23 protein-coding genes are annotated in these 22446 nt (G+C 45.7%); 14 read left to right on the top strand and 9 right to left on the bottom strand.

Annotation, left to right across the window (positions count from 1 at the left end; all coding sequences use genetic code 11):
* The first annotated feature begins 3 nt into the window (after positions 1–3).
* The 3 genes from YWE_RS0105480 to dmsD are packed head-to-tail and all read left to right on the top strand — an operon-like array spanning position 4 to position 2050.
* The gene (locus YWE_RS0105480) at positions 4–621 is read left to right on the top strand and encodes a DMSO/selenate family reductase complex B subunit (RefSeq protein ID WP_029093610.1); all 618 of its coding nucleotides are present in this window, start codon (positions 4–6) and stop codon (positions 619–621) included.
* Between the two features lies 1 nt (position 622).
* On the top strand, positions 623–1402 hold the full coding sequence (locus tag YWE_RS0105475; protein WP_029093609.1) for a dimethyl sulfoxide reductase anchor subunit family protein: 780 nt from the start codon (positions 623–625) through the stop codon (positions 1400–1402).
* 51 nt (positions 1403–1453) lie between these two features.
* Positions 1454–2050, top strand: coding sequence for a Tat proofreading chaperone DmsD (gene dmsD, locus YWE_RS0105470; protein ID WP_029093608.1), 597 nt, complete (start codon positions 1454–1456; stop codon positions 2048–2050).
* A gap of 168 nt (positions 2051–2218) precedes the next feature.
* Here the strand turns inward: dmsD and YWE_RS26715 are convergent, their stop codons facing one another.
* Both YWE_RS26715 and YWE_RS0105460 read right to left on the bottom strand, forming a co-directional pair.
* Positions 2219–3649 carry an APC family permease gene (locus tag YWE_RS26715; RefSeq protein ID WP_084167004.1) on the bottom strand — a complete coding sequence of 477 codons (1431 nt, stop codon included), beginning with the start codon at positions 3647–3649 and terminating at the stop codon, positions 2219–2221.
* Positions 3645–3854 carry a hypothetical protein gene (locus YWE_RS0105460; protein ID WP_029093607.1) on the bottom strand — a complete coding sequence of 70 codons (210 nt, stop codon included), beginning with the start codon at positions 3852–3854 and terminating at the stop codon, positions 3645–3647. The genes YWE_RS26715 and YWE_RS0105460 overlap by 5 nt, the downstream gene beginning before the upstream one ends.
* Positions 3855–4311: 457 nt before the next feature.
* Here YWE_RS0105460 and YWE_RS0105455 point away from each other — a divergent pair, with 457 nt between their 5' ends.
* The 4 genes from YWE_RS0105455 (at position 4312) to sanA (ending at position 8270) form a co-directional block, all read left to right on the top strand.
* Positions 4312–4707: a CidA/LrgA family protein gene (locus tag YWE_RS0105455; RefSeq protein WP_029093606.1), complete on the top strand. Its 396-nt coding sequence runs from the start codon at positions 4312–4314 to the stop codon at positions 4705–4707.
* Positions 4707–5390 carry a CidB/LrgB family autolysis modulator gene (locus YWE_RS0105450; protein WP_036015199.1) on the top strand — a complete coding sequence of 228 codons (684 nt, stop codon included), beginning with the start codon at positions 4707–4709 and terminating at the stop codon, positions 5388–5390. The genes YWE_RS0105455 and YWE_RS0105450 overlap by 1 nt, the downstream gene beginning before the upstream one ends.
* 247 nt (positions 5391–5637) lie before the next feature.
* On the top strand, positions 5638–7335 hold the full coding sequence (locus YWE_RS0105445; protein ID WP_029093604.1) for an NAD-dependent malic enzyme: 1698 nt from the start codon (positions 5638–5640) through the stop codon (positions 7333–7335).
* 173 nt (positions 7336–7508) lie between these two features.
* Positions 7509–8270: an outer membrane permeability protein SanA gene (sanA, locus tag YWE_RS0105440; protein ID WP_029093603.1), complete on the top strand. Its 762-nt coding sequence runs from the start codon at positions 7509–7511 to the stop codon at positions 8268–8270.
* Here the strand turns inward: sanA and yeiB are convergent.
* Positions 8263–9474, bottom strand: coding sequence for a DUF418 domain-containing protein YeiB (gene yeiB / locus YWE_RS26710; RefSeq protein ID WP_051323214.1), 1212 nt, complete (start codon positions 9472–9474; stop codon positions 8263–8265). The two genes, sanA and yeiB, sit on opposite strands and share 8 nt — an antisense overlap.
* 15 nt (positions 9475–9489) lie before the next feature.
* Positions 9490–10161 (bottom strand): GTP cyclohydrolase I FolE, encoded by a 672-nt coding sequence (gene folE, locus YWE_RS0105430; RefSeq protein WP_029093602.1) that lies wholly within the window; start codon positions 10159–10161, stop codon positions 9490–9492.
* 227 nt (positions 10162–10388) lie between these two features.
* On the opposite strand from folE, the gene moeA reads away from it, so the two are divergent.
* Both moeA and moeB read left to right on the top strand, forming a co-directional pair.
* Entirely contained in the window at positions 10389–11633 is a 1245-nt protein-coding gene (moeA, locus tag YWE_RS0105425; protein ID WP_029093601.1) for a molybdopterin molybdotransferase MoeA, read from the top strand.
* A 3-nt stretch (positions 11634–11636) separates the two neighbouring features.
* A complete protein-coding gene (gene moeB, locus YWE_RS0105420; RefSeq protein WP_029093600.1) occupies positions 11637–12395 on the top strand; it encodes a molybdopterin-synthase adenylyltransferase MoeB in 759 nt (252 codons plus the stop codon).
* Between the two features lie 465 nt (positions 12396–12860).
* Here moeB and YWE_RS0105415 read toward each other — a convergent pair whose 3' ends face one another.
* Together YWE_RS0105415 and YWE_RS0105410 are read right to left on the bottom strand one after the other, a co-directional pair.
* The gene (locus tag YWE_RS0105415) at positions 12861–13427 is read right to left on the bottom strand and encodes a hypothetical protein (protein WP_127526458.1); all 567 of its coding nucleotides are present in this window, start codon (positions 13425–13427) and stop codon (positions 12861–12863) included.
* Positions 13428–13725: 298 nt separating this feature from the next.
* The gene (locus YWE_RS0105410) at positions 13726–14418 is read right to left on the bottom strand and encodes a carbohydrate-binding family 9-like protein (protein WP_029093598.1); all 693 of its coding nucleotides are present in this window, start codon (positions 14416–14418) and stop codon (positions 13726–13728) included.
* 244 nt (positions 14419–14662) lie between these two features.
* On the opposite strand from YWE_RS0105410, the gene dusC reads away from it, so the two are divergent.
* Complete coding sequence (gene dusC / locus YWE_RS0105405; RefSeq protein WP_029093597.1) at positions 14663–15601, top strand: tRNA dihydrouridine(16) synthase DusC; 939 nt, start codon at positions 14663–14665, stop codon at positions 15599–15601.
* Between the two features lie 232 nt (positions 15602–15833).
* Here the strand turns inward: dusC and YWE_RS0105400 are convergent, their stop codons facing one another.
* The gene (locus YWE_RS0105400) at positions 15834–16256 is read right to left on the bottom strand and encodes a DUF805 domain-containing protein (protein ID WP_029093596.1); all 423 of its coding nucleotides are present in this window, start codon (positions 16254–16256) and stop codon (positions 15834–15836) included.
* A gap of 318 nt (positions 16257–16574) precedes the next feature.
* On the opposite strand from YWE_RS0105400, the gene YWE_RS0105395 reads away from it, so the two are divergent.
* Positions 16575–17096, top strand: coding sequence for a hypothetical protein (locus YWE_RS0105395; protein WP_029093595.1), 522 nt, complete (start codon positions 16575–16577; stop codon positions 17094–17096).
* 67 nt (positions 17097–17163) lie between these two features.
* On the opposite strand, the gene YWE_RS0105390 is transcribed toward YWE_RS0105395, so the two are convergent.
* Positions 17164–18288, bottom strand: coding sequence for a transposase (locus tag YWE_RS0105390; protein ID WP_029093594.1), 1125 nt, complete (start codon positions 18286–18288; stop codon positions 17164–17166).
* Between the two features lie 279 nt (positions 18289–18567).
* Between YWE_RS0105390 and YWE_RS0105385 the strand changes: the two genes are divergently transcribed.
* Together YWE_RS0105385 and YWE_RS0105380 are read left to right on the top strand one after the other, a co-directional pair.
* On the top strand, positions 18568–19848 hold the full coding sequence (locus YWE_RS0105385) for a WD40/YVTN/BNR-like repeat-containing protein (protein ID WP_161628766.1): 1281 nt from the start codon (positions 18568–18570) through the stop codon (positions 19846–19848).
* Between the two features lie 84 nt (positions 19849–19932).
* Entirely contained in the window at positions 19933–20280 is a 348-nt protein-coding gene (locus YWE_RS0105380) for a hypothetical protein (RefSeq protein ID WP_029093592.1), read from the top strand.
* Positions 20281–20481: 201 nt separating this feature from the next.
* Here YWE_RS0105380 and YWE_RS26705 read toward each other — a convergent pair whose 3' ends face one another.
* Positions 20482–21174, bottom strand: coding sequence for a Dph6-related ATP pyrophosphatase (locus tag YWE_RS26705; protein ID WP_051323213.1), 693 nt, complete (start codon positions 21172–21174; stop codon positions 20482–20484).
* A 296-nt stretch (positions 21175–21470) separates the two neighbouring features.
* Between YWE_RS26705 and pbpG the strand changes: the two genes are divergently transcribed.
* Entirely contained in the window at positions 21471–22394 is a 924-nt protein-coding gene (gene pbpG, locus YWE_RS0105370; RefSeq protein WP_029093591.1) for a D-alanyl-D-alanine endopeptidase, read from the top strand.
* The last annotated feature ends 52 nt before the right edge of the window (positions 22395–22446 follow it).

Raw genomic sequence — 22446 nt, 5'->3', positions numbered from 1 at the left:
CTTGTGACTCAATATGGTTTTTTTGTGGACTCATCCAGATGTACCGGCTGTAAAACCTGTCAGGTTAGCTGTAAAGACAACAAAGATCTGGACGTAGGGCCAAAGTTCCGTCGGGTATATGAATACGGCGGCGGCGAATGGATTAAACAAGGGGATGCGTGGCAGAACAGTACCTTCAGCTACTATTTGTCAATTGCCTGTAACCATTGTGACGAGCCGACCTGCGTGCAAGGCTGCCCGACTGGAGCGATGCATAAGCGCGAACAGGATGGCCTGGTTGTCGTCAATGAAGAAGTTTGCGTCGGTTGCCGCTACTGTGAAATGCGCTGTCCTTATGGTGCTCCACAGTTCGATCCGGTCAAGAAAGTTATGCGTAAGTGTGACGGCTGTTTTGATCGACTGGAACAAGGGCTACATCCAATTTGTGTCGATTCCTGTCCTCAACGCGCACTGGAATTCGGTAAGATTGACCAACTGCGTGCTAAATATGGCGACAGTAATGAAATTGCGCCGCTACCCAGCTCACAGCTGACTAAACCAAACCTGATTGTTAAAGCTCACCCGAACGCACGTCCGACTGGTGATACTCAGGGCTCCATTCAGAATCCGTCGGAGGTATAACATGCATGAATTACCACTAGTGCTATTTACGGTGTTAACTCAGGTTGGCGTAGGTGCATTTATCATCCTCTACCTGAGTCATAAATTATCTACCATCAGCGATCGTCAACTGGCCGTAGGCCTGTTTTGTTCAGTCATTATATTCGGTCTTGGCGTGGTTTTGGCTTCATTCCATTTAGGGCAACCGCTGCGCGCGCTGAATGTATTCCACGGCATTGGTCGTTCACCAATGAGCAATGAAGTTTTACTCTCAGCCCTGTTTGGTGCCTGTGCCGGACTATCTGCCTTGGGTTTACTGTTAGATAAAGGCGGAAAAGGACTGTTTAACCTGTTGGCCGGCGTTGCTGTACTACTGGGAGTTGGATTTATCATTGTCGTTCCAATGGTATATCGCATAGAGACAGTTCCTACTTGGGCAAACAGCTACACCACTTTAGTCATGATACTCACCCCGTTTATTGGCGGTGGTGTACTGGCAGCCACATTTGGCGCAATCCGACTGGGCTCGGCGTTGAGTGCATTGGGTATTATCGTTGCGCTGGCAGTACGCACCGGATATATCAACGCACTTTCTTTCGCCAATGCCAGTCTGGCAACGGCACAGGAAAGCTGGTTTACTGCGCAGTCAGCAATTTTAGCGATTGTATTAGTATTCTGCGTTGCCGGGTTATTTAACCGATTAACCAGTAAAGGACTCTTTGCCCTGTGTACTTGCATGGCAATTATTGCTGAATTATTGGGCCGTATTGCGTTCTATAACCTATGGGTTATACCGATGTAACTTTCTTAAGGCCTGCGCTGCAGGCCTGTTTACTTTTAATATGGTTATGCAATGAATCAACATATCGCACTCATGCCCAGAGTTATCGGCTCGCTGTTCTACTATTCACCGGACAGCCCTCAGGTTAATGCATTAATTCCTCAAATCGAATCATTAAGTGAACTGTTTGAGTGGCGCGACAGGGCTAAAATCGGGCAAATTTGTCAAAACATTGAGCTGCCCAAAGAGGATGAACTGACTTGGCAATTCTCGGTCCTGTTTGAAGGCCAAGGTGAAATGGTTGCCCCGCCGTGGGGGTCCGTTTATCTGGATAAAGATAACCTACTGATGGGAGATAGTACCGTTGCGTATCGGCATTTTCTGGCAACCAATGGCATTGCGTTTGTCGCCGATGTTTGTCAGCCGGAAGACCAATTTGGTTTAATGCTGTTGGCGGCGGCTCAGCTGTTAGAACAGGAAAAAACCGAGGCGGTTAAGGCACTATTGGAACAGCACCTGATGCCATGGAGTTATCGATATTTGGAATGTTTAGTCAATAACACCATCAGCCCTTTCTATGCTGCACTGGCCAATATTGCGACGCTATTCTTACAGGATTTACAGACCCAATACGCATTGAAGCCGGCAGAGTTACGGTTGAGATTCTAGTCGTGGAGCGCTCTGCGCTTTACAGCCTCGTTCCTCGGCCGCCAGGAGAAATCAATATTCCGATATTGATTATGCGGACAAAATTTACACTGCAATCAAATTAGACTAATGTGTCATCAATCTAAGGCCATCAGTATTGATGGCCTTAGATTTCATCATCACAAGCCGCTATTTAATCTCAGTTACCGAAGGCACGACAGGCGTAACAGGTATCGTAAGAAGCTCAGGAACCAACGGTTGAGGCTTTCTGCCAACGGTGGGAACCGGTTGCCTGAATCCCCGGGTCAAATACACCAAGTATAAGAAGCCTAACGCCCCCCAAATCAGTCCGAGCCGTAGGGAGTCAACCTCTAAATTGAGCCACAGGACCACAATCATTGCGGCACCGATTAACGGCATGACCAAAAAACTTACTCTATCTTTAAGCGTTTTATTGCGCCCCTGACGAACAAAGAAAAACCAGAATACTGAAATATTCACAAAGCTGAATGCCACCAGCGCCCCGAAATTAATCAGTGAAATAGCACTTTCTAAATCCAGTACAATCGCCGTTAAAGCGACCACGCCAACCAGCAAGATATTGGTCACCGGCGTTTTCCACCGCGGATGAATATAGCCAAATATCTTTTCAGGGAAAACGTTATCTCGCCCCATGACATAGAGCAGCCTGGCGATACTCGCCTGTGATGCAAGGCCTGAGGCCAGTGCGCCTACGACAGTGCAGCACAGTAAAACCACTTGGAAGAATTTACCGCCAACGTACAGAGCGATATCAGGTAAAGCATTATCCGGATCGCTTAACATTGAAAGGTCCGGGAAAAACAGCTGAATAAAAAATGACACTGAAACAAAGATGATTCCGCCGTAAAATGCGGTTAAAAAGATCGCTTTAGGAATCACTTTTTTCGGATCCGGCGTCTCTTCTGATAAGGTACTTACTGCGTCAAATCCCAGAAACGAGAAACACAGCACCGTAGCACCGGCAATAATCGGTACCACTCTGGCTTCATCAGAGAAAAATGGCCGAGCCAAATCTCGTTGAATGCCTTCCGGGCCCTGACTCAGCCCCTGCCATACCAAATAGATAAACACCACCAGAATCGCGATTTGAATAAACACCAATACCATATTCAAATTGGCAACCCAGTTGACGCTTCGAAGGTTTATAACGGTCATCACGGCCACAAAACCGACCACCCAGATCCAAGGATCGACGGAAGGAAACAGAGCCATTAAATAGATTTTCGCCAACAGCGTATTAATCATTGGCAGGAACATGTAGTCCATCAGTGACAGCCAGCCCACCATAAAACCGACGTGCGGATTTATCGCTTTTTGCGAATAGGTGTAGGCCGAGCCCGCTTCAGGAAATTGCCGTACCAGCTTGCCGTAGCTTATCGCAGTAAACAGTACCGCCACTAAGGCCAGAATATAGGCGCTGGGAACATGCCCTTCAGTTTTACCCGATACAATAACAAATGAGTCAAACACGGTCATTGGCGTCAGGTAAGCCAAACCGATAATAACAATTTGCCACAGTTTAAGGGAACGCTTGAGTTGAACTCGATTAGGCGATGCTGAAATTGTTGACTGACTAATCGCCATAGCGGTATTCCCCCAAACTCTCAACTTTTTGGATCGATACAACATCAAGCAGAGAGGCCGCAGGGGAATAGTCTGACGAGCGGCTGGGATAAAGAGAGGAATAACATCGGTTTTCGCAAAGCGAAATGTTGGCACCATAGTCGCTGCGGCGGTATTTATTACCGACGCAGAGAGGCGGTTTGAGTACGGAAGTTGCCATTGATCGTTCCTTCTTAAAACGTTAACCGAAGCTAACTGATATTAGAGAATATTTATTCACTAGAGAAATTAGACTAAAAAATCGCTATCACTAGGATTTATAAATACTTTTCTCAGCCATAAACAAAAAAAATAACCGACGTCATTTTACGCCGGTTATTCACTATTCGGCCATTTTGCACCACAAGAATAACCTTGCCAATAGTGTGAAATAAATATTCTTGATGATAAGTTAAATTGTTTTAAAAATGCCTTAATAAACAAAGAATAATAAACATAAATATTATTGCTATCCCTTGAGCTTTCTCATATCTTCAATAGCGATATCTGAGTCGATTGTTTTACATTTTTCAGAAACGATTTGTAATAATATTCCATCGACTTTATTGTGTGACTTATAGCACACTTATTTTTTAAATTGTATGATGAATCAAATTCAACGCAGGGGACCATTTTTCATGCTTCCGTTCCTAAGACTCTGCTGGCAATACCTCCGGGCCTTTATTTTAATTTATATTTGTTTACTGATTGGTAATGGCATATCGGCCATTATTCCGCTGGATATTCCGGGCAGCATAATTGGTATGTTGGTGTTGTTTGCCCTGCTCTCCTCACAAATACTCCCCCCGGCCTGGGTCAAACCCGGATGTCACCTGTTTATTCGTCATATGGCCCTGCTGTTTGTGCCTATCAGCGTCGGTATCATGAATTATTATCAGCAGATTTTGACCCTGTTCGGACCCTTGGTGGTCTCCTGTCTGGTCAGTAGCCTGGTGACCATGCTTATCGTCGGCTTTTCATCTCATTACGTGCACGGCGTTAAGAAAATTAAGAGTAATAAGGAGCCATTATAATGTGGTGGGCTATCCCGTTAACCCTGGTGGTATTTTACGGCTCCCGTAAGCTGGCGATAAAATTGAACATGTCGCTGCTGAATCCGCTGCTGGTTTCATTATTTATTATTGTGCCGATTTTATTACTCACCAATACCTGCTATGACAGCTACTTCCAAGGCAGTAAGTTGCTTAATGATTTGCTACAGCCTGCCGTTGTCGCGCTGGCCTTCCCGCTGTATGAGCAACTTCACCAAATCCGTGCCCGCTGGAAATCCATTATCACCATCTGTCTGATCGGCAGCCTGGCGGCCATGATCAGTGGTACTGCCGTAGCGCTGTGGTTAGGCGCATCGCCCGAAATGGCGGCATCCGTACTGCCAAAATCAGTCACGACACCGATCGCCATGGCGGTCTCGGAGTCGATTCATGGCGTACCGGCTATCAGCGCTATCTGCGTGATGTTTGTTGGTATTTTCGGCGCCGTTTTCGGTTATCCGATCCTCAATTTAATGCGGATAAAAACCCCAATAGCTCGAGGATTATCTATCGGTTCAACTGCCCATGCCTTAGGCACCGCCCGCTGCGTAGAGCAAGATTATCAGGAAGGTGCTTATAGTTCTCTGGCGTTGGTTATTTGCGGCGTGATTACATCACTGACCGCCCCTTTTATTTTCCCTATCCTTTTACGTTTATTTAGCTAACACGCTATATCGGGTTGTCAGTAAATCTGCCATTTGCATTTACTTACAACCCGATAGAAACAAGAAGGGAATTTTCAGCTACCCTATAGAGGTATGCTTTACGCCAATCGGTCAATCAAATATGTAGTTCAGATCGCAATACTCAACAAAATGTTTATATCCGAGTAACATTGATTGAACATTTGAGTTGGGTTTCTTAAAATTGACTGACTTGTTGTTTTTTAATCTGATTTAAGAGCCCATCTTCATGGATATGGAACTAGAACATAAACGCCCTCTTTATATTCCTTATGCAGGCCCGGCTTTGCTTGAAACGCCTTTATTAAATAAAGGCAGTGCATTTACTCAAGAAGAGCGTAGTAATTTCAACCTTGACGGTCTGCTACCTGAAGCAATCGAAACTATTGAAGAACAGGCCGATCGTGCCTATAAGCAATTTCAGGGATTTAAAACTGATATTGATAAGCACATTTACCTGCGCAATATTCAAGATACCAACGAAACGTTGTTCTATCGCCTGATAGAGAATCACATGAGCGAAATGATGCCGGTGATTTATACCCCGACCGTGGGTGAGGCCTGTGAACATTTCTCTGATATCTACCGCCGCCATCGTGGTCTGTTTATCTCCTATCCGAACAGAGATAACATCGATGACATGCTGCAAAACGCCACTAAACAAAACGTAAAAGTCATCGTGGTGACTGACGGTGAGCGTATTCTGGGTCTCGGCGATCAGGGTATCGGCGGTATGGGTATTCCTATCGGAAAACTCTCGCTTTATTGTGCCTGTGGCGGTATCAGCCCGGCGTATACGCTGCCTGTGGTATTGGATGTGGGTACCAATAACCAGCAGTGCCTGAACGACCCACTGTATATGGGCTGGCGTCATCCGCGTATTTCCGGTGACGAATATTATGAATTCGTTGACGCCTTTATTTCTGCGGTAAAACGCCGCTGGCCGAACGTATTACTGCAGTTTGAAGACTTCGCCCAAAAGAACGCAACCCCGTTGCTTAACCGCTATCGCGATGAGCTCTGCTGCTTTAACGATGATATTCAAGGTACCGCAGCCGTCACATTAGGCAGCCTGATTGCCGCCAGCCGTGCAGCAAACAGCCAGCTAAAAGACCAACGAGTGGTATTCCTTGGCGCAGGCTCAGCCGGATGTGGTATTGCTGAACAAATCATTGCCCAGATGATCACCGAAGGTCTGAGTGAAAGTGAAGCCCGTAACCGTATCTTTATGGTTGACCGTTTTGGCCTGCTCACCGATCAAATGCCAACCCTGCTGGACTTCCAGGCCAAGCTGGTACAAAAGCATGATTCTCTGAGCCATTGGCAGCGTGACAGTGAAGCCATTTCCCTGCTCGACGTGGTGCGTAATGCTAAACCGACGGTCATGATTGGCGTTTCTGGTCAGGCAGGCCTGTTCACCGAAGAAATTATTCGTGAAATGCACAGCCACTGTGCCCGTCCGATTGTCATGCCGCTGTCTAACCCGACCTCTCGGGTTGAAGGCCGTCCGGAAGACATTATTAACTGGACCGACGGAGCGGCGCTGGTTGCCACCGGTAGCCCGTTTGCTCCGGTTATCCATAAAGAGAAAGTCTATCCGATTGCCCAATGTAATAACTCTTACATCTTCCCGGGTATTGGCTTAGGCGTACTGGCCTCTAAAGCCAGCCGTGTGACTGACGGTATGTTAATGGCTGCCAGTCGCGCACTGGCGGACTGCTCACCGTTAGCGAAAAATGGCGAAGGTGCGTTATTACCGGCAGTTGACGATATTCAGGAAGTTTCACGCTATATCGCGTTGAAAGTAGCCAAAATGGCTCAGCTTGAATCCGTTGCGGTATTAACCTCCGATGAGGCTTTACTCCACGCACTCAATGATAACTTCTGGAATCCGGAATACCGTCGCTATAAGCGCACGTCGTTCTGATCGGAATATTTGCCTGAACTTAGCCAGTGCCGCCCAATGGCACTGGCTGTTTTAACTGAATCTTACTGTTTTTCTGACTCTTTTCAGATTTTTTGCTCTCTACCATCTTGTGTTAACGCTTACCGTCGAGTAGCCTTGAAATGTCCCACTCAAGTTAAAAGTACTCAACTATGATATTAAAACGACTGATATACAGCCTGTTGGCATTGTTGATTTTATTAATCGGCACGGCCCTACTACTCGATCGCTGGATCAGTTGGCGTACTGCACCCTATATTTATGAAAATATAGAAGAACTACCCGAAAGCCACGTTGGCGTAGTATTAGGCACCTCTAAATACGTCAGAACCGGCGTGATAAATCAATATTATAAATTTCGCATTCAAGGTGCGTTGAATCTGTATAACAGCGGCAAGATTAACTACCTGCTGCTCAGCGGTGATAATGCCTTGCTCAGCTATAACGAGCCTATCACCATGCGCAAAGATCTGATTGCCGGCGGCGTTCCCTCTTCCGACATTGTGCTGGACTATGCCGGATTCAGAACCTTAGACTCGATTATCCGCACCAGAAAAGTGTTCGACACCAACGGTTTTACCATTATCACTCAACGCTTTCACTGCGAACGAGCGCTATTTATCGCCATGCATAGCGGAATAAAGGCTCAGTGTTATGCGGTGCCGTCGCCTAAAAATATGTTTACCGTCAGAGCGCGTGAAGTGATCGCCCGGTTGGGCGCCCTAACCGACTTATATATTTTAAAGCGTGAGCCCCGCTTTCTTGGCCCGATGATACCGATTCCGACACCTTATAGTCTGGAAGGTGATGTGCAGGATTATCCGGCCGTATCACCGGAACAATTGTTTGAACTGGAAGATGCCGCTATTCAGGCTCAGGCGGCTAAACGCCCCGCAGCGGCTAATAGCGTCAAATAGTAGGTTGTTTAGTCGCAGGCGGCTTACCGGATAGCAAACGCCATAGCCACTCGACGGGCCCCAGCGTAAACCAACGCAGCCACAGTACTGAAAACACAATATTAATGCACCAGATAAGCGGTACTAAGGCCAGCAATGATAAGCGGTCGAGCTGTTGGTACCAGCCCAGATGGTAAAATAACGTGGTGCAAACGACCGTTTGTAGCAGGTAGTTACTCAACGTCATACGCCCTACGCTGGCCAGATATTTGCTGATTTGGCTAAGCTGAATACGCTGACCGTAGCCATACCACAACGCCATATAGCCCAGCCCCTGTAAAACGGCCGCCAGGTCTTTCGGTACTTGTAAATAGTAGTTGGCCCAATCAAAACGCCAGTCGGACCACCACTGGAGTGCCGCCACCGGGAGATGAATAAGCAGAGAAAGGCCAAACAGCATCCATCCCTGACGGCGATAAGTGGATATCTCTGCATTGCCCTTAAGCCAGCCATTACGCATCAAAACAGCGCCGATCAACATCAACCCGACCAGCTCCCAGCCATACTGAATAATAATTGCCAGCTGGATCATCAACGTCATACTAAAACGGGCTGACCAAGCCTGAATGCCACCGGCCAGCTTCCATTGTGCTTCTGCATCCAGCTCTGCGGCAGTTGGCGTCCAGAAGCTATTAGCTTGACCATCGATACCCGTTAATAAGCCCAAACAGAGCAACAGCGCTATACCGATCGAGAAAAGCACTATACCGGTTCGTAACAGATTATCGCCGGACGTTGCCCCGTGAATTAACATCACAGCACCCAGCCCGGTAATACCGTACGACAGCAAAATATCGCCGTCCCACATAAATACGCTGTGAATAAACCCGATAACCCCAAGCCAAAAGAGCCGGATAACATTCCAGCGTCGGCCTCGTTTTTGTAGCAGTTCGAGCCCGCCGCCAAATAAAATGGCGAACATCGACAGAAAGGTGCCCTGAGCGAAAATGCTTAACAGCGACCATACCACCCCGTCGCTTAGCGAAGGTAACCCCGCATAAGCCGGGTTAAGATAAGCCGCCTTGGGCAGGCCAAATCCACTAATATTCAGCAGCAGAATACCGAGCAAAGAAATGCCCCGCACGCTGTCCAGTAATGAATTACGCCGGGCTGAGCCGTTAAAAGGTTCAGCTACCGGCGTAGAATCTGTGGAATATTGCTGCATTCAATAAGCGATGATTTAGGGGTGGTGAGAAGTATGACGCACCGAGGCCAAAAACTCCTGACGCGTACTTGGGTTGCTCTTAAACAAACCGCCCAGTGAGGTCGTACTGGTCGAGCTGGTTGCATCACAAACCCCGCGGGATTTGACACAATAATGAATGGCATCAATCGAAACCGCCACGTTAGTGGTGCCCAATAGGGTTTGCAAAGCCAGCAGGATTTGCTGCGTCAGACGCTCCTGCACCTGAGGGCGCTGGGAGAAAAACTGAACGATACGGTTGATTTTAGATAGCCCGATAACAGAATCTTTCGGAATATAAGCCACCGTCGCCTTACCATCGATGGTGACAAAGTGATGTTCACAGGTGCTGGTCAGTGTGATATCTCTGACCGTAACCATTTCATCCACTTTCATCTTATTTTGTATCAGGGTAATTTTCGGGAAATTAGCATAGTCCAGCCCGGAAAAAATCTCATCAACGTACATTTTAGCAATTCGGGTCGGAGTTTCGGCCAAACTGTCATCGGACAGGTCAAGATTAAGCAGTTGCATAATCTCGGTCATATGCGCCTGAATGCGTTGTTTGCGTATGTCCGAATCAAGTACCGCACCACGCAACGGCGTCTCCAGCCCTTTGGCTTCTAATGCGGCATGAACTAATATGGCTTCTTTACTCAGCGATGACATCGTATCTCTCCAACACGTTTGCAATATCTTTGATAAGGATCACACCTTACAGCCGACCACTGTAATTTAGCCTTACGGGTTTATCCAGTGCTCTGTAGTCATTTTGTTAATAAAAAATATCTTATGCTGAAATTTATCGCCGTTCACCCGACTGATGATATCAGGCATAATAGAAAGATTATTTTCTTTCAGCCCAAACCCAATCAGGTTTGTAACGGAGCCTCCGGATGGATTGTTGTGCAACTACATCATCAGATCTTCTTACTCTTAGCCAGGCCTTAGAAAAAATACTGTCACAGGTCAGCACGGTATCCCAAAGCGAACAAATAGACCTGACTCAAGCCGCGGGACGAATTACCGCCCGGTCAGTGACCTCTCCGCTCGACGTTCCGCCATTTGCTAACTCAGCCATGGACGGTTACGCCGTACGCCTTAAAGACGTGACTGAGTCGGCTATTTTACCGGTAGCCGGTAAAGCCTTTGCCGGGCAACCGTTCCACGGTGAATGGCCGACAGGAACCTGTTTACGCATTATGACCGGAGCCCCGGCACCAGCCGAAGCTGAAGCGGTTATTATGCAAGAGCAGGCTGAAGTGCTGGATAACGGCATCCGCTTCACTCATCTGCCTAAAGCCGGCCAGAATATTCGCTTAGCCGGTGAAGATATTATTAAAGGGGCCGAGGTATTAGCCGCAGGTTCAAGGCTGGGCGCAGCGCAGTTACCGCTGTTAGCCTCGCTAGGTGTCAGTCAGGTTGCCGTTTATCGCCGCTTAAAAGTCGCCCTGTTCTCTACCGGTGATGAACTCCAGCTCATTGGTCAGCCGCTACAGGACGGGCAAATTTACGATACTAACCGTTTCGCGGTTCGATTAATGCTCCAGCAACTCGGCTGTGAAGTTATTGACCTTGGTATTATCCGCGATAATGAAGCCGCTATTCGACAAGCCTTTGACCGTGCAAACAGTCAGGCTGATTTAGTTATCAGCAGCGGCGGCGTTTCGGTTGGTGAAGCTGACTACACCAAGCAAATTCTTGATGAACTGGGCCAGATTAGCTTCTGGAAACTGGCAATTAAGCCGGGCAAACCTTTTGCCTTCGGTAAATTAAGTCAGGCTTGGTTCTGCGGACTACCGGGGAATCCGGTCTCTGCCGCCCTGACCTTCTATCAATTGGTTCAGCCGTTAATTGCTAAACTCAGCGGATACACTCAGTGGCAAAAGCCACGTCAGTTCAGAGTCAAAACCACCAGCAAGCTGAAGAAAACGCCGGGTCGTTTAGATTTCCAGCGTGGTATTTTGTCGACCAATGCACAGGGTGAAATGGAAGTTTGTACTACCGGTCATCAGGGATCACACGTGTTTAGCTCATTTAGCCAGGCTAACTGCTTTATTGTGTTAGAGCAGGAACGCGGCTCTGTTGCCGCCGGTGAATGGGTTACGGTAGAACCCTTTAATTCACTGCTGGAGAGCTAAGCGATGCTGCCTGAACTGAGCGATAGCGAAACCCTGCGTTATAACCGTCAGATTATCCTGCGCGGATTTGACTTCGACGGGCAGGAAAAACTGAAAGCCTCTTCGGCGCTGATCGTCGGCTTAGGTGGTTTAGGTTGCCCGGCAGCCCAGTATCTGGCCGCTGCCGGTATTGGCTCGCTGACGCTGCTGGATTTCGACACCGTGTCGTTATCCAACCTACAGCGCCAAATACTGCACCGCGACGACCGCATTGGTATGTCAAAGGTTGAATCTGCCCGCCGCTCGCTGAGCGAAATCAATCCCAACGTGGCTTTGCATACGGTCGATGCCGCGCTGGATGACCAACAGTTGGCTGCGTTAATTCAGCAGGTGGATATTGTTGTAGACTGCACCGATAACGTAGATATCCGCAATCGGCTTAATCAGCAATGCTGCAAATTACGCATCCCCTTGGTTTCCGGTGCGGCTATTCGCATGGAAGGTCAGATTAGCGTATTTACTTACCAGCAGAATGAACCTTGCTATCAATGCCTGAGCCGCCTGTTTGGTGCCAATGCTTTAACCTGCGTCGAGGCCGGCGTAATGTCACCGTTGGTTGGCATGATCGGCTCAATGCAGGCAATGGAAACGATTAAAGTGTTAACTCACTTTGGTACCCCGTTAACCGGCCGACTACTGATGATTGATGCCATGACAATGCAGTTCAGAGAGATGAAACTGATGCGCGATCCGGCCTGTCCGGTGTGCTCAAGCTGTAGCTGACAACGTGGTTTAATTTGATTTTAGCGTAGATTTCGTGCGCATAATTGACATCGGGATATACATTTTTCCTAGCGGCCGAGGGGCGATACTTTTAACGTCTGGTGGGCTACCGGCCTACCTTTCCTAAGGGCCATTATTGGACACATTCATGTGTCCAACCCTACGGGCCAGCGCTAGCGCTGTTTAAATTTATTGCCGACAAATTTGTCGGCAACTCAAGTTGCGGCGCCCCCTTCGGTTGACCACCTTTAAGAGCAATAGTTTAATTATTGGAGTTTGTCAGCAGTCTGAGCCCTCAATAATGAGGGTTTTAAATTTATCATCGTCGCCAAACGTCATCCTCCTCAGCCCGTGAACGACGATCGGCTGAGATTTGTCGGAATACTTTATATTTCCGATTTGATTCCGGGGAAAAGAGAGACTACTAGTTTAAATATTAGCGTGATAAATATTCGGCAAGATAGCTTACAGTATGCTACCACTTTGACTGTTTGGCTGATTAGGTTGAGGTGCTGCATCTTGAGCCTGCCGATCGGGATCGGCCTGTTTATTATCACAGCCCTTAGCACCACACTTAACCAACTCTAGTGGGCCACTGTGCAGCAGGATAGCTAACCAGCCGGTTTTACTGGTAAAGTCTTCACCATTAAACGGCTGAACCCCTGAAGGCCCGCCGCATAGCATCATATGGCTTGATGCTACACATGACCAGCCACGGGCTTTCAACGCTTCCGACATTTCACTGTCTTTATTATCAAGCCGGTCGAGATATACTTTTTCTTTGGTCTCGGTATTTTCTGCCACCCAGGCCCTGAGCGATAGCTGCTCTTCGGTCAGGTTACTCTCATCCTCCATCCCCTTTTTATAAGGGATAACCTTTAAGGTTGACGGTGTCACCTCTCCACTTCTCGGATCGATGGCCTGATATTCACCAGCAAAGGTAAATAACGCAGAATTATCCGTCGCGGCTATTGCTGATGAAGTGCCCCATAACGCCAGGCAAGTCATCATTACCATTGAATATTTTCTCATTTGATTAACTGTCCTTGATTGACGGGAAAGGTCCGTACATGATGTAGGGAAGATAGCTTCCGCTCACCAGATGGCTTGATTTCCGTTAATTATCAGCATGCGGTAATGTCAGCACAGATAATAAATATAGCCCGCTTTTACCCATAAGGGCTATTGTTATCCAGATGGCTGATATTACAAATAAATTAATGAGCAGGCTATGTTTATAACCTATATCTTAGGGGAATTACCGCGGGGATAAAGCGTAAAACGTAAGCATAAAGGGAATTTTAATCAATCCCCTTTATGGTATTGTCGATTAGTCTACCAATTTACACACCCCAAACGCCGCCGGAATATGGAAGTCAGGCTTCACGGTTTGTGGGTTAACCCAACTAATCCATTTACGCACTTGGCCGGTTTCACCTTGACTAAACTCGCCGCGTAAAATTGCACACATCAGCTCGCGTTTATCACTTCCCAGCAGTAGATTGAGTTTTTCCAGCTCGCTAAGGTCAACTTTACCCGCCACGCTATAACCCTCTTTGGTTTTCTCTGCATGGGTTTTTAAACTGTTCCAGTTCCAGGTCGCATCCACCTGACGATAAAAATTAGCTTCGGCATCAAACACCCGCCCTGCTGAATCCATTTCCATGGTGTAGTAAGGCTTCAACTCTTTGCCGGTTGAAAAAAACAGCTCAACCCGGTCAGAGGCTAAAACCGCGGTATCTTTATCAGGGTCGTCCCCGAGCTGAATATCATCATCCTTCACGTTAAAGCGAAAATAGAGTGCATCTTTGTCCCACAAAGCACGAAACTCAGTTGCAGGAACCGCTTCTGGATTCCACGGAAAAACAAAATCAGTCAGCACCTCGGCTTTACTCCAGATAGCCGGATCGGCACTGCCGGTTAGCAATGGCGCCTTATCGGTATGATGAATATTGTACTGTTGAGCATGAGCCACCGTGATACCTAAAAGCAGAGTGGTAAAGCAGATGAGTAATCTTTTCATTAAAAGTACCTTATGCAAAATGTCACCAAGGGGTTAGCTGGAAATTATCTTGAAATGAAATTTCAATAAAAATATAGATCAATGAATTATTATTTCAAATAAGTTTATGACCAATTAAGCAACTGGCGTGCGTTTTTGCGATGGGTATCACTTAACAAGCTGACTTAGCCGCCGGTATGGCGAACCAAACCTATCCATGCGAAAATGCGCCGCTTATTATCAACTCTATCAACCCGGTGACCCGATGCGTGTAATGCTCGCTCCGATGGAAGGCGTATTGGATGCCTTTGTTCGTGAACTTCTCACAGAGATCAATGACTATGATCTTTGCATCACCGAATTTGTGCGCATTACCGGTACCCTGCTGCCGCAAAAAACCTATTATCGCTTAAGCCCTGAATTACATAACGGCGGGCTAACTAAATCAGGTACGCCGGTACGGGTTCAGCTATTGGGTAATTCACCCGACTGGCTGGCAGAAAACGCCGCCAGAGCGGTTGAGATGGGATCTCACGGGATTGATTTAAACTGCGGCTGCCCGGCTAAACGCGTTGTCGGCGGCGACGGCGGAGCCAGTCTGTTACGGGAACCTGAAACCATCTATCAGGTAGCCAAAGCGATGAGACAGGCGATTCCCGCAGATAAAATATTATCGGTTAAGGTCAGATTAGGCTGGGACTCTAGCGAACGTCGTTTTGAAATTGCCGATGCGGTACAACAAGCCGGAGCTAATGAGCTCACGGTACATGGCAGAACGAAAGAAGATGGCTATAAAGCAGATAAAATTAACTGGCAGGCCATCGGTGAAATTCGCCAGCGATTATCAATTCCGGTGATTGCTAACGGTGAAATCTGGAACTACCAAGATGGCCTGCGCTGCCAAGAAATCACCGGTTGCGATGCGCTGATGGTTGGTCGCGGCGCGCTAAATCTACCTAATCTAGGCTCGGTGGTTAAACATCAACAGGATAAGATGCCTTGGGATCGGGTGCTCATGCTATTAAAGAAATACGTTCAGACTGAGAATCCTTACGATACCGGGCTATATAATATTGCCAGAACCAAGCAATGGTTAGGGTATTTGCGTAAAGAGTATGATGAAGCATCAACATTGTTCTCATCCATCAGAGCGATGACTGATAAAGAGCAACTATCGCAATTTATCACTAGCCTGGTGAGGTGAAAATAATTTCAAGGTCAGCGCTGAATAGCCGATAGGCTGTATACGATGCGCCTACTCAAATAAGCGATCCCGGCAAGTAAGCAGCGCCAACAAAAATGCCGCTTGATATATGACAGGTATGATAACAAGGATTTACCGAACGCCATGACCTTCACAGCTGGCGATTTAATATTGCCAATCAATATAGAAAAGCAGCCGATTGACTACTTTTCTATAAAAATAGTGGTAATGATTACAGACCTGCCCGTGGATCAGGGCCATAGGCATTATCACCTACTGTAGGCTTCATCACTAAAGCCGCACCAATAAAGGCCGCAGCAAAAACAAGCCAACCCAAACACCACCATCCACTTTGACCCGCATCATGCAAACGCCGAACGTTATAAGGCAACATTGTCAGGATAGAAACCAATACAAATCCATAAGCAACAATCTCAGCAACGACTCCACTTCCACCAAATAACCGGCTGGCGATGAATGCAATAACAAAAAATACAATAAGTTGTATTAATAGAAAGAAGCCAAAATCTCTACGCCGTTCACGTCCGCTGTAACAAAAAATCTTTTTATACCCATTTAACCAAGCATTTATCGCATATGACATATGAATACCACTTCTATTAAAATTCCATTTAAAGCCGCTCTCAATATACATTTTGAATCGAGCAACCACATATTAAGATAACCAATAAGGCAAAATAATGATACTGCAATCTCAGTATAAAAAACACCATAAAAATAAAATAAAAAATTGGCGGGTCAGATGCTTCCCCATTAAAAAAATAGGTTAAAATCGAAAGCTCGTATGATACTGTTTTATATAATATTGCCAGAACTAAACGGGCCATTGGATATTTGAGCAAGGAATATGATGCTGCTAAGTTATTTAATCAAGTCAGAACTATTATTCAAAAATAACCATTATCACAGGCTATTTATTCAAAAACACGACCGGTATATATAAGGATATTCTATGAAGCTATTCTGCCTGCTGTTACTGTTCTCCGGCACTGCGTGGGCGTGCAGCCCGTCAGCGCTAAATATTCCTCAAGCTTTGTCTGTACCACTAGGCACTCAAGAAATTGTCTCGGTTGTAAAAGGATATTATGTACAACAGCAAAAAATAGAACAGAATAATAATGAAGGGATTTTTCAAGTCGTGCACTCTTTTGGGCAGCAGGTCGATGCCGGAAAGTATCGGGTCTTTATCGGTGGCCCATTAGGAAATTTCTGTGAATATGGCGAAATAGAAATGGAGTCAGCCTATCAGGATCAATATGCAACAGGTCTACGTTATTTGTTAGTGAGTAAAGTGGATAAAAAAGGACTGATTATTCCCCTGTTTTCGTCAGAAGGTTTGTCAATTAAGGACGGGCAAGTATATAGCCCTGAGCCCTATAAGCGCAGGGCTGAGAAGTACTTAACCATAGCGCAGTCGGCCTTTGATGCCAAAGTATTACAAGGAATTCCGGTAACCAACTGGCAGCAAGAATAAATAGACCGGTTTTTTGTTGCCAGTGCCAGAGATGAAACCATGTCTCCGGCGCTGGCAAATTAATTAATTAAGAACATTCAAAAGTGAGTAATGCAATACGATTTTTAGGCTCAAAAAATAAAATGACAGAACGTTCGGCGATATCCATAAAAGGATGCGCATAGGTTTGAGCAATAAAATGGAAAGGTGAGCCATCTTCAGCCAGTGGCCTGATATTGGTCTCCTGCATACAAGGCTTAGCTTCTGTCCCTACATTTCGCATATCAGACTGATAAGGAAATGGTTCAAAAGAAAACCAGTTACTGCATGAAGAAGCCACTTCCCCCGCGAACTGCTCTAATATGCCATCGTTTAATGGATAATCTTCAGGGTATTCCTCAAAAAAGTAATTACGCCGATCCAGAACAATATCACCTTCCTTCTGGTATCGCCGTTTACACGCCTGATAGTCAGCATGCATCTGCGTATATTGGTCTTCTAGATCCTGCCGATGGGTTGGCCATAATTCCAAATCTTTAGTTAGCTCAGCCGAAGGCTCATTCTCTAAAAAGAAATAGCGCCAATCGCCCATTAATTCATAACGACTGTCATCGGTAAGATGGAAAGCTATCCAACGATGACGTAGGTAATAGTTATGAAAAGTCGAGGTATTCTCAACCAAATCGATATCTATAGGATTAACAATGTGGATGTTGCCTGACCAATTTGGATTCACTGCCTTTAGATCTATTGATGCCAGTGGTAATAAATGACGGGCATATTTTTCTGTCGGTTGAGCAAATATTTGCTCAGGTTCCGGATAAGCCGTTAGATAATCAGGTAGCTTAAAGTCATCCCAAACGCTGGTCTTTTGATCAACCACCCTGAGAATATCCTGATGCTTATACAAGATGTTGTTGAAGTGATTAATGATATTATCGCTCGGCACCGGCGAACCGGTTAAGCCTGCAAAATCGCGGAAAAGTGTACGACTCTCCAGTTGCTCGCTCACGTCATAACAGAGTTTAAGCCATTTACTGAGGCAATAAACTCTCAGCATATTTTCGACCCTAAAGTTTCTGAATCCTTTTTTATCCGCAGGATAATAAGGCTCCAGCAAGTCAACCAGCTCTTGCCAAGGGACTTTAGCATTCATCTTATTTAGCAAATGCTCCCCGCGGTCTAAATAGGGAGAGTGGCGTTCATCGCTCATATAAGTAATATCCTTATTTATTGAAGCTCAGGAAAATCAGCCGTAGCACAAATCCAAAAACAAAATAACCAATTGAAATAAAGTGATTTTCACTATAAAAAATGGCTAAAATCCTCAAGGTATAATATATACATCCTCACCTGATTGATGCAATATAATCCCCGGTCTTCGTAACTGACGATAAGACTATTTCTAAAAAAAAACCAGAATAATAGCGGTTCCTGATGCTGAAATAATTTTCACAACAAATGGATTTAAGGTGTATTAATGATAAAGGGAATGACCAAAGTTACCGTCTGCATTTTCATCTTTGCATTAGCGGGTTGTGATGATTCCTCTCCAACAGTTACCGAGCAGCATAAAGAAAAATACATTTCAAACGAACCCGGTGCTTGGCCGTATTGTCCAGATAATACGATTTCCTGCCGCAATTTGCATAACGTTCATGAACGCCCCGAACAAGAAGATAGCGAATATCAAGTATCCCCAGTTATATATTTCTTGAATAACGAGAACTACCAAGCTCAAGCTATTTCTCTTCCTGGTGTTAGCGCCAACTTTAGTAGCCTTGTTTCCTCTGAAGGTAAAATATATGCCGTTGGTGGACCAACACTCACTATCGTTCAATCCGGCCGTGATGTTTCAAATCCATGGCAAGTACAGAAGTACTCCCGGTTTGCTGATTCGTTCCGAGATATCACTGTCGCCGGTTCAAAACCCGAACGTTTATTCACCACTGGCTCAAAGGGTGATATTTTCCGCACTCAAAACAGTGGAAAAACATGGGAACCCTTTAACATGGCATTCTGGGTTGAACCATCGATTCCAGATAATGAGCAATTAAATGAAAGGCAATCCCGCTTAGCGCCATATTCTTTTGAAGGTGAATCATATGGTATCGCTTTTGCTAACGACAATGTCGCAGTCGTAGTAGGCGAAGCAAATATTCTGCGCTCTGTGGATGGAGGGCAATCCTGGCAACCCGCCACAACTCGCCTTTCCTCTAGAACTGCACTTCAGGGCGTCACCTTTGTTTCAGATAAACAAGGTTGGGTGGTCGGTAGTGGTGGCTTGATAATGTTCACTAAGGATGGCGGAGATAACTGGGAAACAGTTCCTTTAGACACACAACAGACACACTTTATGTCAGTCAGCTTCTCAGATATCAATCATGGCTGTATCGCAGGTGGAAAAGGACGCGTATGGTGCACAACCGATGGAGGCACCAACTGGCAACAGGGCAATGTATCGAGTAAAAGTGATAGCATGATCACCCGAATTCAGTTGCTGAATGAACTAGATGGTTGGATGGTTAACCATACTGGTCATATTTACCGCACCCAAGATGGGGGCCTTCACTGGTCACTTTGGATGGATATTGCTGCCGCTTCCGCAGGAAAAATCACAAGCGTCAATCTATGGGGGATGACATTTGATGAACAGCATGGATGGGCAGCCGGCACCGTTAAATTTCCAAAAGACAAAGCAAACTCTAATTCCATGTCATTAACCTCATCTCCAGTAATTATCACTTGGGATCTGCCAGCAACAAAAAATTGAAATCAGACAAGAGGAAAATAAATTTCAAGTTTCAAAATAGCCGTGTTAGTAACGGCTTAATTAACACTCAGGATGATAATTATTATGATGATGCCTATGTCTGACGAAGCGTATATGTTGATTTTTCTTATTATAATGTCAATAAGTGTGGCTATTTCATTCATTATTAGTTTAATTGTCAGTAAACCAGATAGATTTTATCTATTTTTTGTATTGCTTACCGTTATTTCTATGGCGTTAATGGCGTTTAGCTTGCTTCTTTTCACATCATTCGCGCTTTTTTATCTTTTTGTCATGGTTATAATTTTTTTTATTGGTATGAATTGTAAATCCGAACAGGAAAGCAAGGTAGACAAAAATGGAAATACTCGTTTAAAAACAAGGATAAGAGAAGAAAGAAGAGAGAAGAAAAGGAACAAGTGGGGTGTTTAAAAATAGCTCTAAAATTCACCGAGGAGAAGCGCTCTGCCCCTCTATTTCAGTTAAATAAACACCCAGGAAAAACAGATATATATTTACTCTATAATTTTAAAAGTGAAACGGCTTCCGCCCGATGAGCAAAACTAGCCCCTTGATTTGGCAAATAGATATACCAACCATGACTGCTCACCTCAATTAGGCTCGCCGTATTGACTACAAAGTCAGAGTAATAAACTCATTTCTTCCGTCACTCCATACCTCGCCCTTTTCGGTTTTTACCGCTTGGCTAAACATCGGGCCATCGGTGCAGAAAGTATGATACTCACCATATTCTGCACAGCGATCGACTCCGGCAGGCAAGTTATCCAGCAGTTGGTTATCTATGGTCATACCAAGATAGTCAGAAGTCAGCCGAGTACTATCAACTGCAACAATCGACGTTTTATAGCCTAAAGCCAGAAACTCCTCGGTAATTTGTTCCGGTGTAGAACCCCACAGCGGATAAACGCCCTGTATGCCACTTTGCTGGTTAAGATTCTCCCGATAGGCTTTTACATCTTCCAGATGAATATCTCCGTACATTATGTGAGAGATTCCCTGTTGGACGAGATCAAGGCAGAACCGCCCTACTTTTTCATCGTAGTCGGCATAGGCATGCCCGCGTTTATCTTCCAGTTCAATAATATGTAATGGCAGACCTAATGCGTCAGCCTGGGCCTGTATCACTTCCCGGCGAATATTATGCGCGGTAGAACGACCGGTGTTAGCATCAAACATCGTCATCAGCCCGACTGGCTGATAATCATTGAATCGGGGGTCATAGCGCAGCCGATGCAGTGCCAGCGTGGCATCTTTTCCGCCGGAGGTTGCAACCATAATCGGGCGTTTTTGTGGCTGAATAATCATGTCTACCTAACGCTTATCTGAGATTATTATCGGATTAATATATATCACGCTCAGTGATAATGATGATTTTCATTCATTGTAAAACATAACCGATAATGATTTTTCAAGGGGATTAATATACGTAAAAATCAATTAATTCTCTCCAACAGCATAAAAATACAATTTATTACAAATAACCTCCCCTTTATCAGGCATATATAGGCTAATTCAGTTGTACGGGAAACCACATCATAAATTATAATTCTGTTAGCTGAACGTCCCGTTCATTTCCCATAATCTAATTAAGTCAGTGAGCTATGCGCGCAAAAATTCGTTGTTCATTATTAAGCCTGTTAATTTTATCCGCCGGCACAATGGCGGTACCTGAGGCCATGGCTAAAACTAGCCAAACTACAACTCAAAGCGCATCATCGCAACCGGAACTGGCTTCTGGCAGTGCGCTGGTGATTGATATGAAGAATCGCAGCGTTATTTATTCCAGCAACCCGGACAAAGTGGTTCCAATTGCCTCCATTACCAAGCTGATGACCGCGATGGTCGTTCTGGACAAGAAACAGCCTTTAACCGAAGTCATCTCAATTAATATTAATGACACTAAAGAGATGAAAGGTGTCTATTCGAGAGTAAAAATTGGCAGCGAAATCACCCGTCAAGAGATGCTATTACTGGCACTGATGTCGTCAGAAAACCGGGCGGCGGCGAGTCTGGCCCACCACTATCCCGGCGGCTATAACGCATTTATCAAGGCGATGAATGCCAAAGCTAAATCCCTGGGTATGAAAAACACCCGCTACGTTGAGCCGACCGGACTGTCAGAAAAAAATGTTTCAACCGCCAGAGACCTGACCCGTTTACTGATTGCCACCAAACAGTATCCCCTGCTTAGCAAACTGAGTACCACACCGGACAAGACCGTTGCTTTCCAGAAGCCTAACTACAGTTTAGGCTTTCGTAATACCAATCATTTGATCAGCAATGAAGCCTGGAATATTCAGCTAACTAAAACCGGCTTTACCAATGAAGCCGGACACTGTTTGGCAATGCGCACCACGATTGCTAATCGTGACGTCGCCTTGGTGGTATTAGATGCCTATGGTAAATACACCCACTTTGCTGATGCCAACCGTTTACGCAAATGGATGGAAACCGGCAAAACACCACCGGTTCCTGAAGCGGCTAAAAGCTATAAAAAGCAAAAAGCTCGTCAGGGACAAGCCTGATTCCAGCTTAGCCATCGCTAAGGTTCGATAGACAGACAGAACCGTCGCTTCA

The sequence above is a fragment of the Budvicia aquatica DSM 5075 = ATCC 35567 genome (assembly GCF_000427805.1).
In the GTDB taxonomy this organism is placed as follows: Bacteria; Pseudomonadota; Gammaproteobacteria; order Enterobacterales; family Enterobacteriaceae; genus Budvicia; species Budvicia aquatica.
This window is presented reverse-complemented; position numbering and strand designations above follow the sequence as displayed.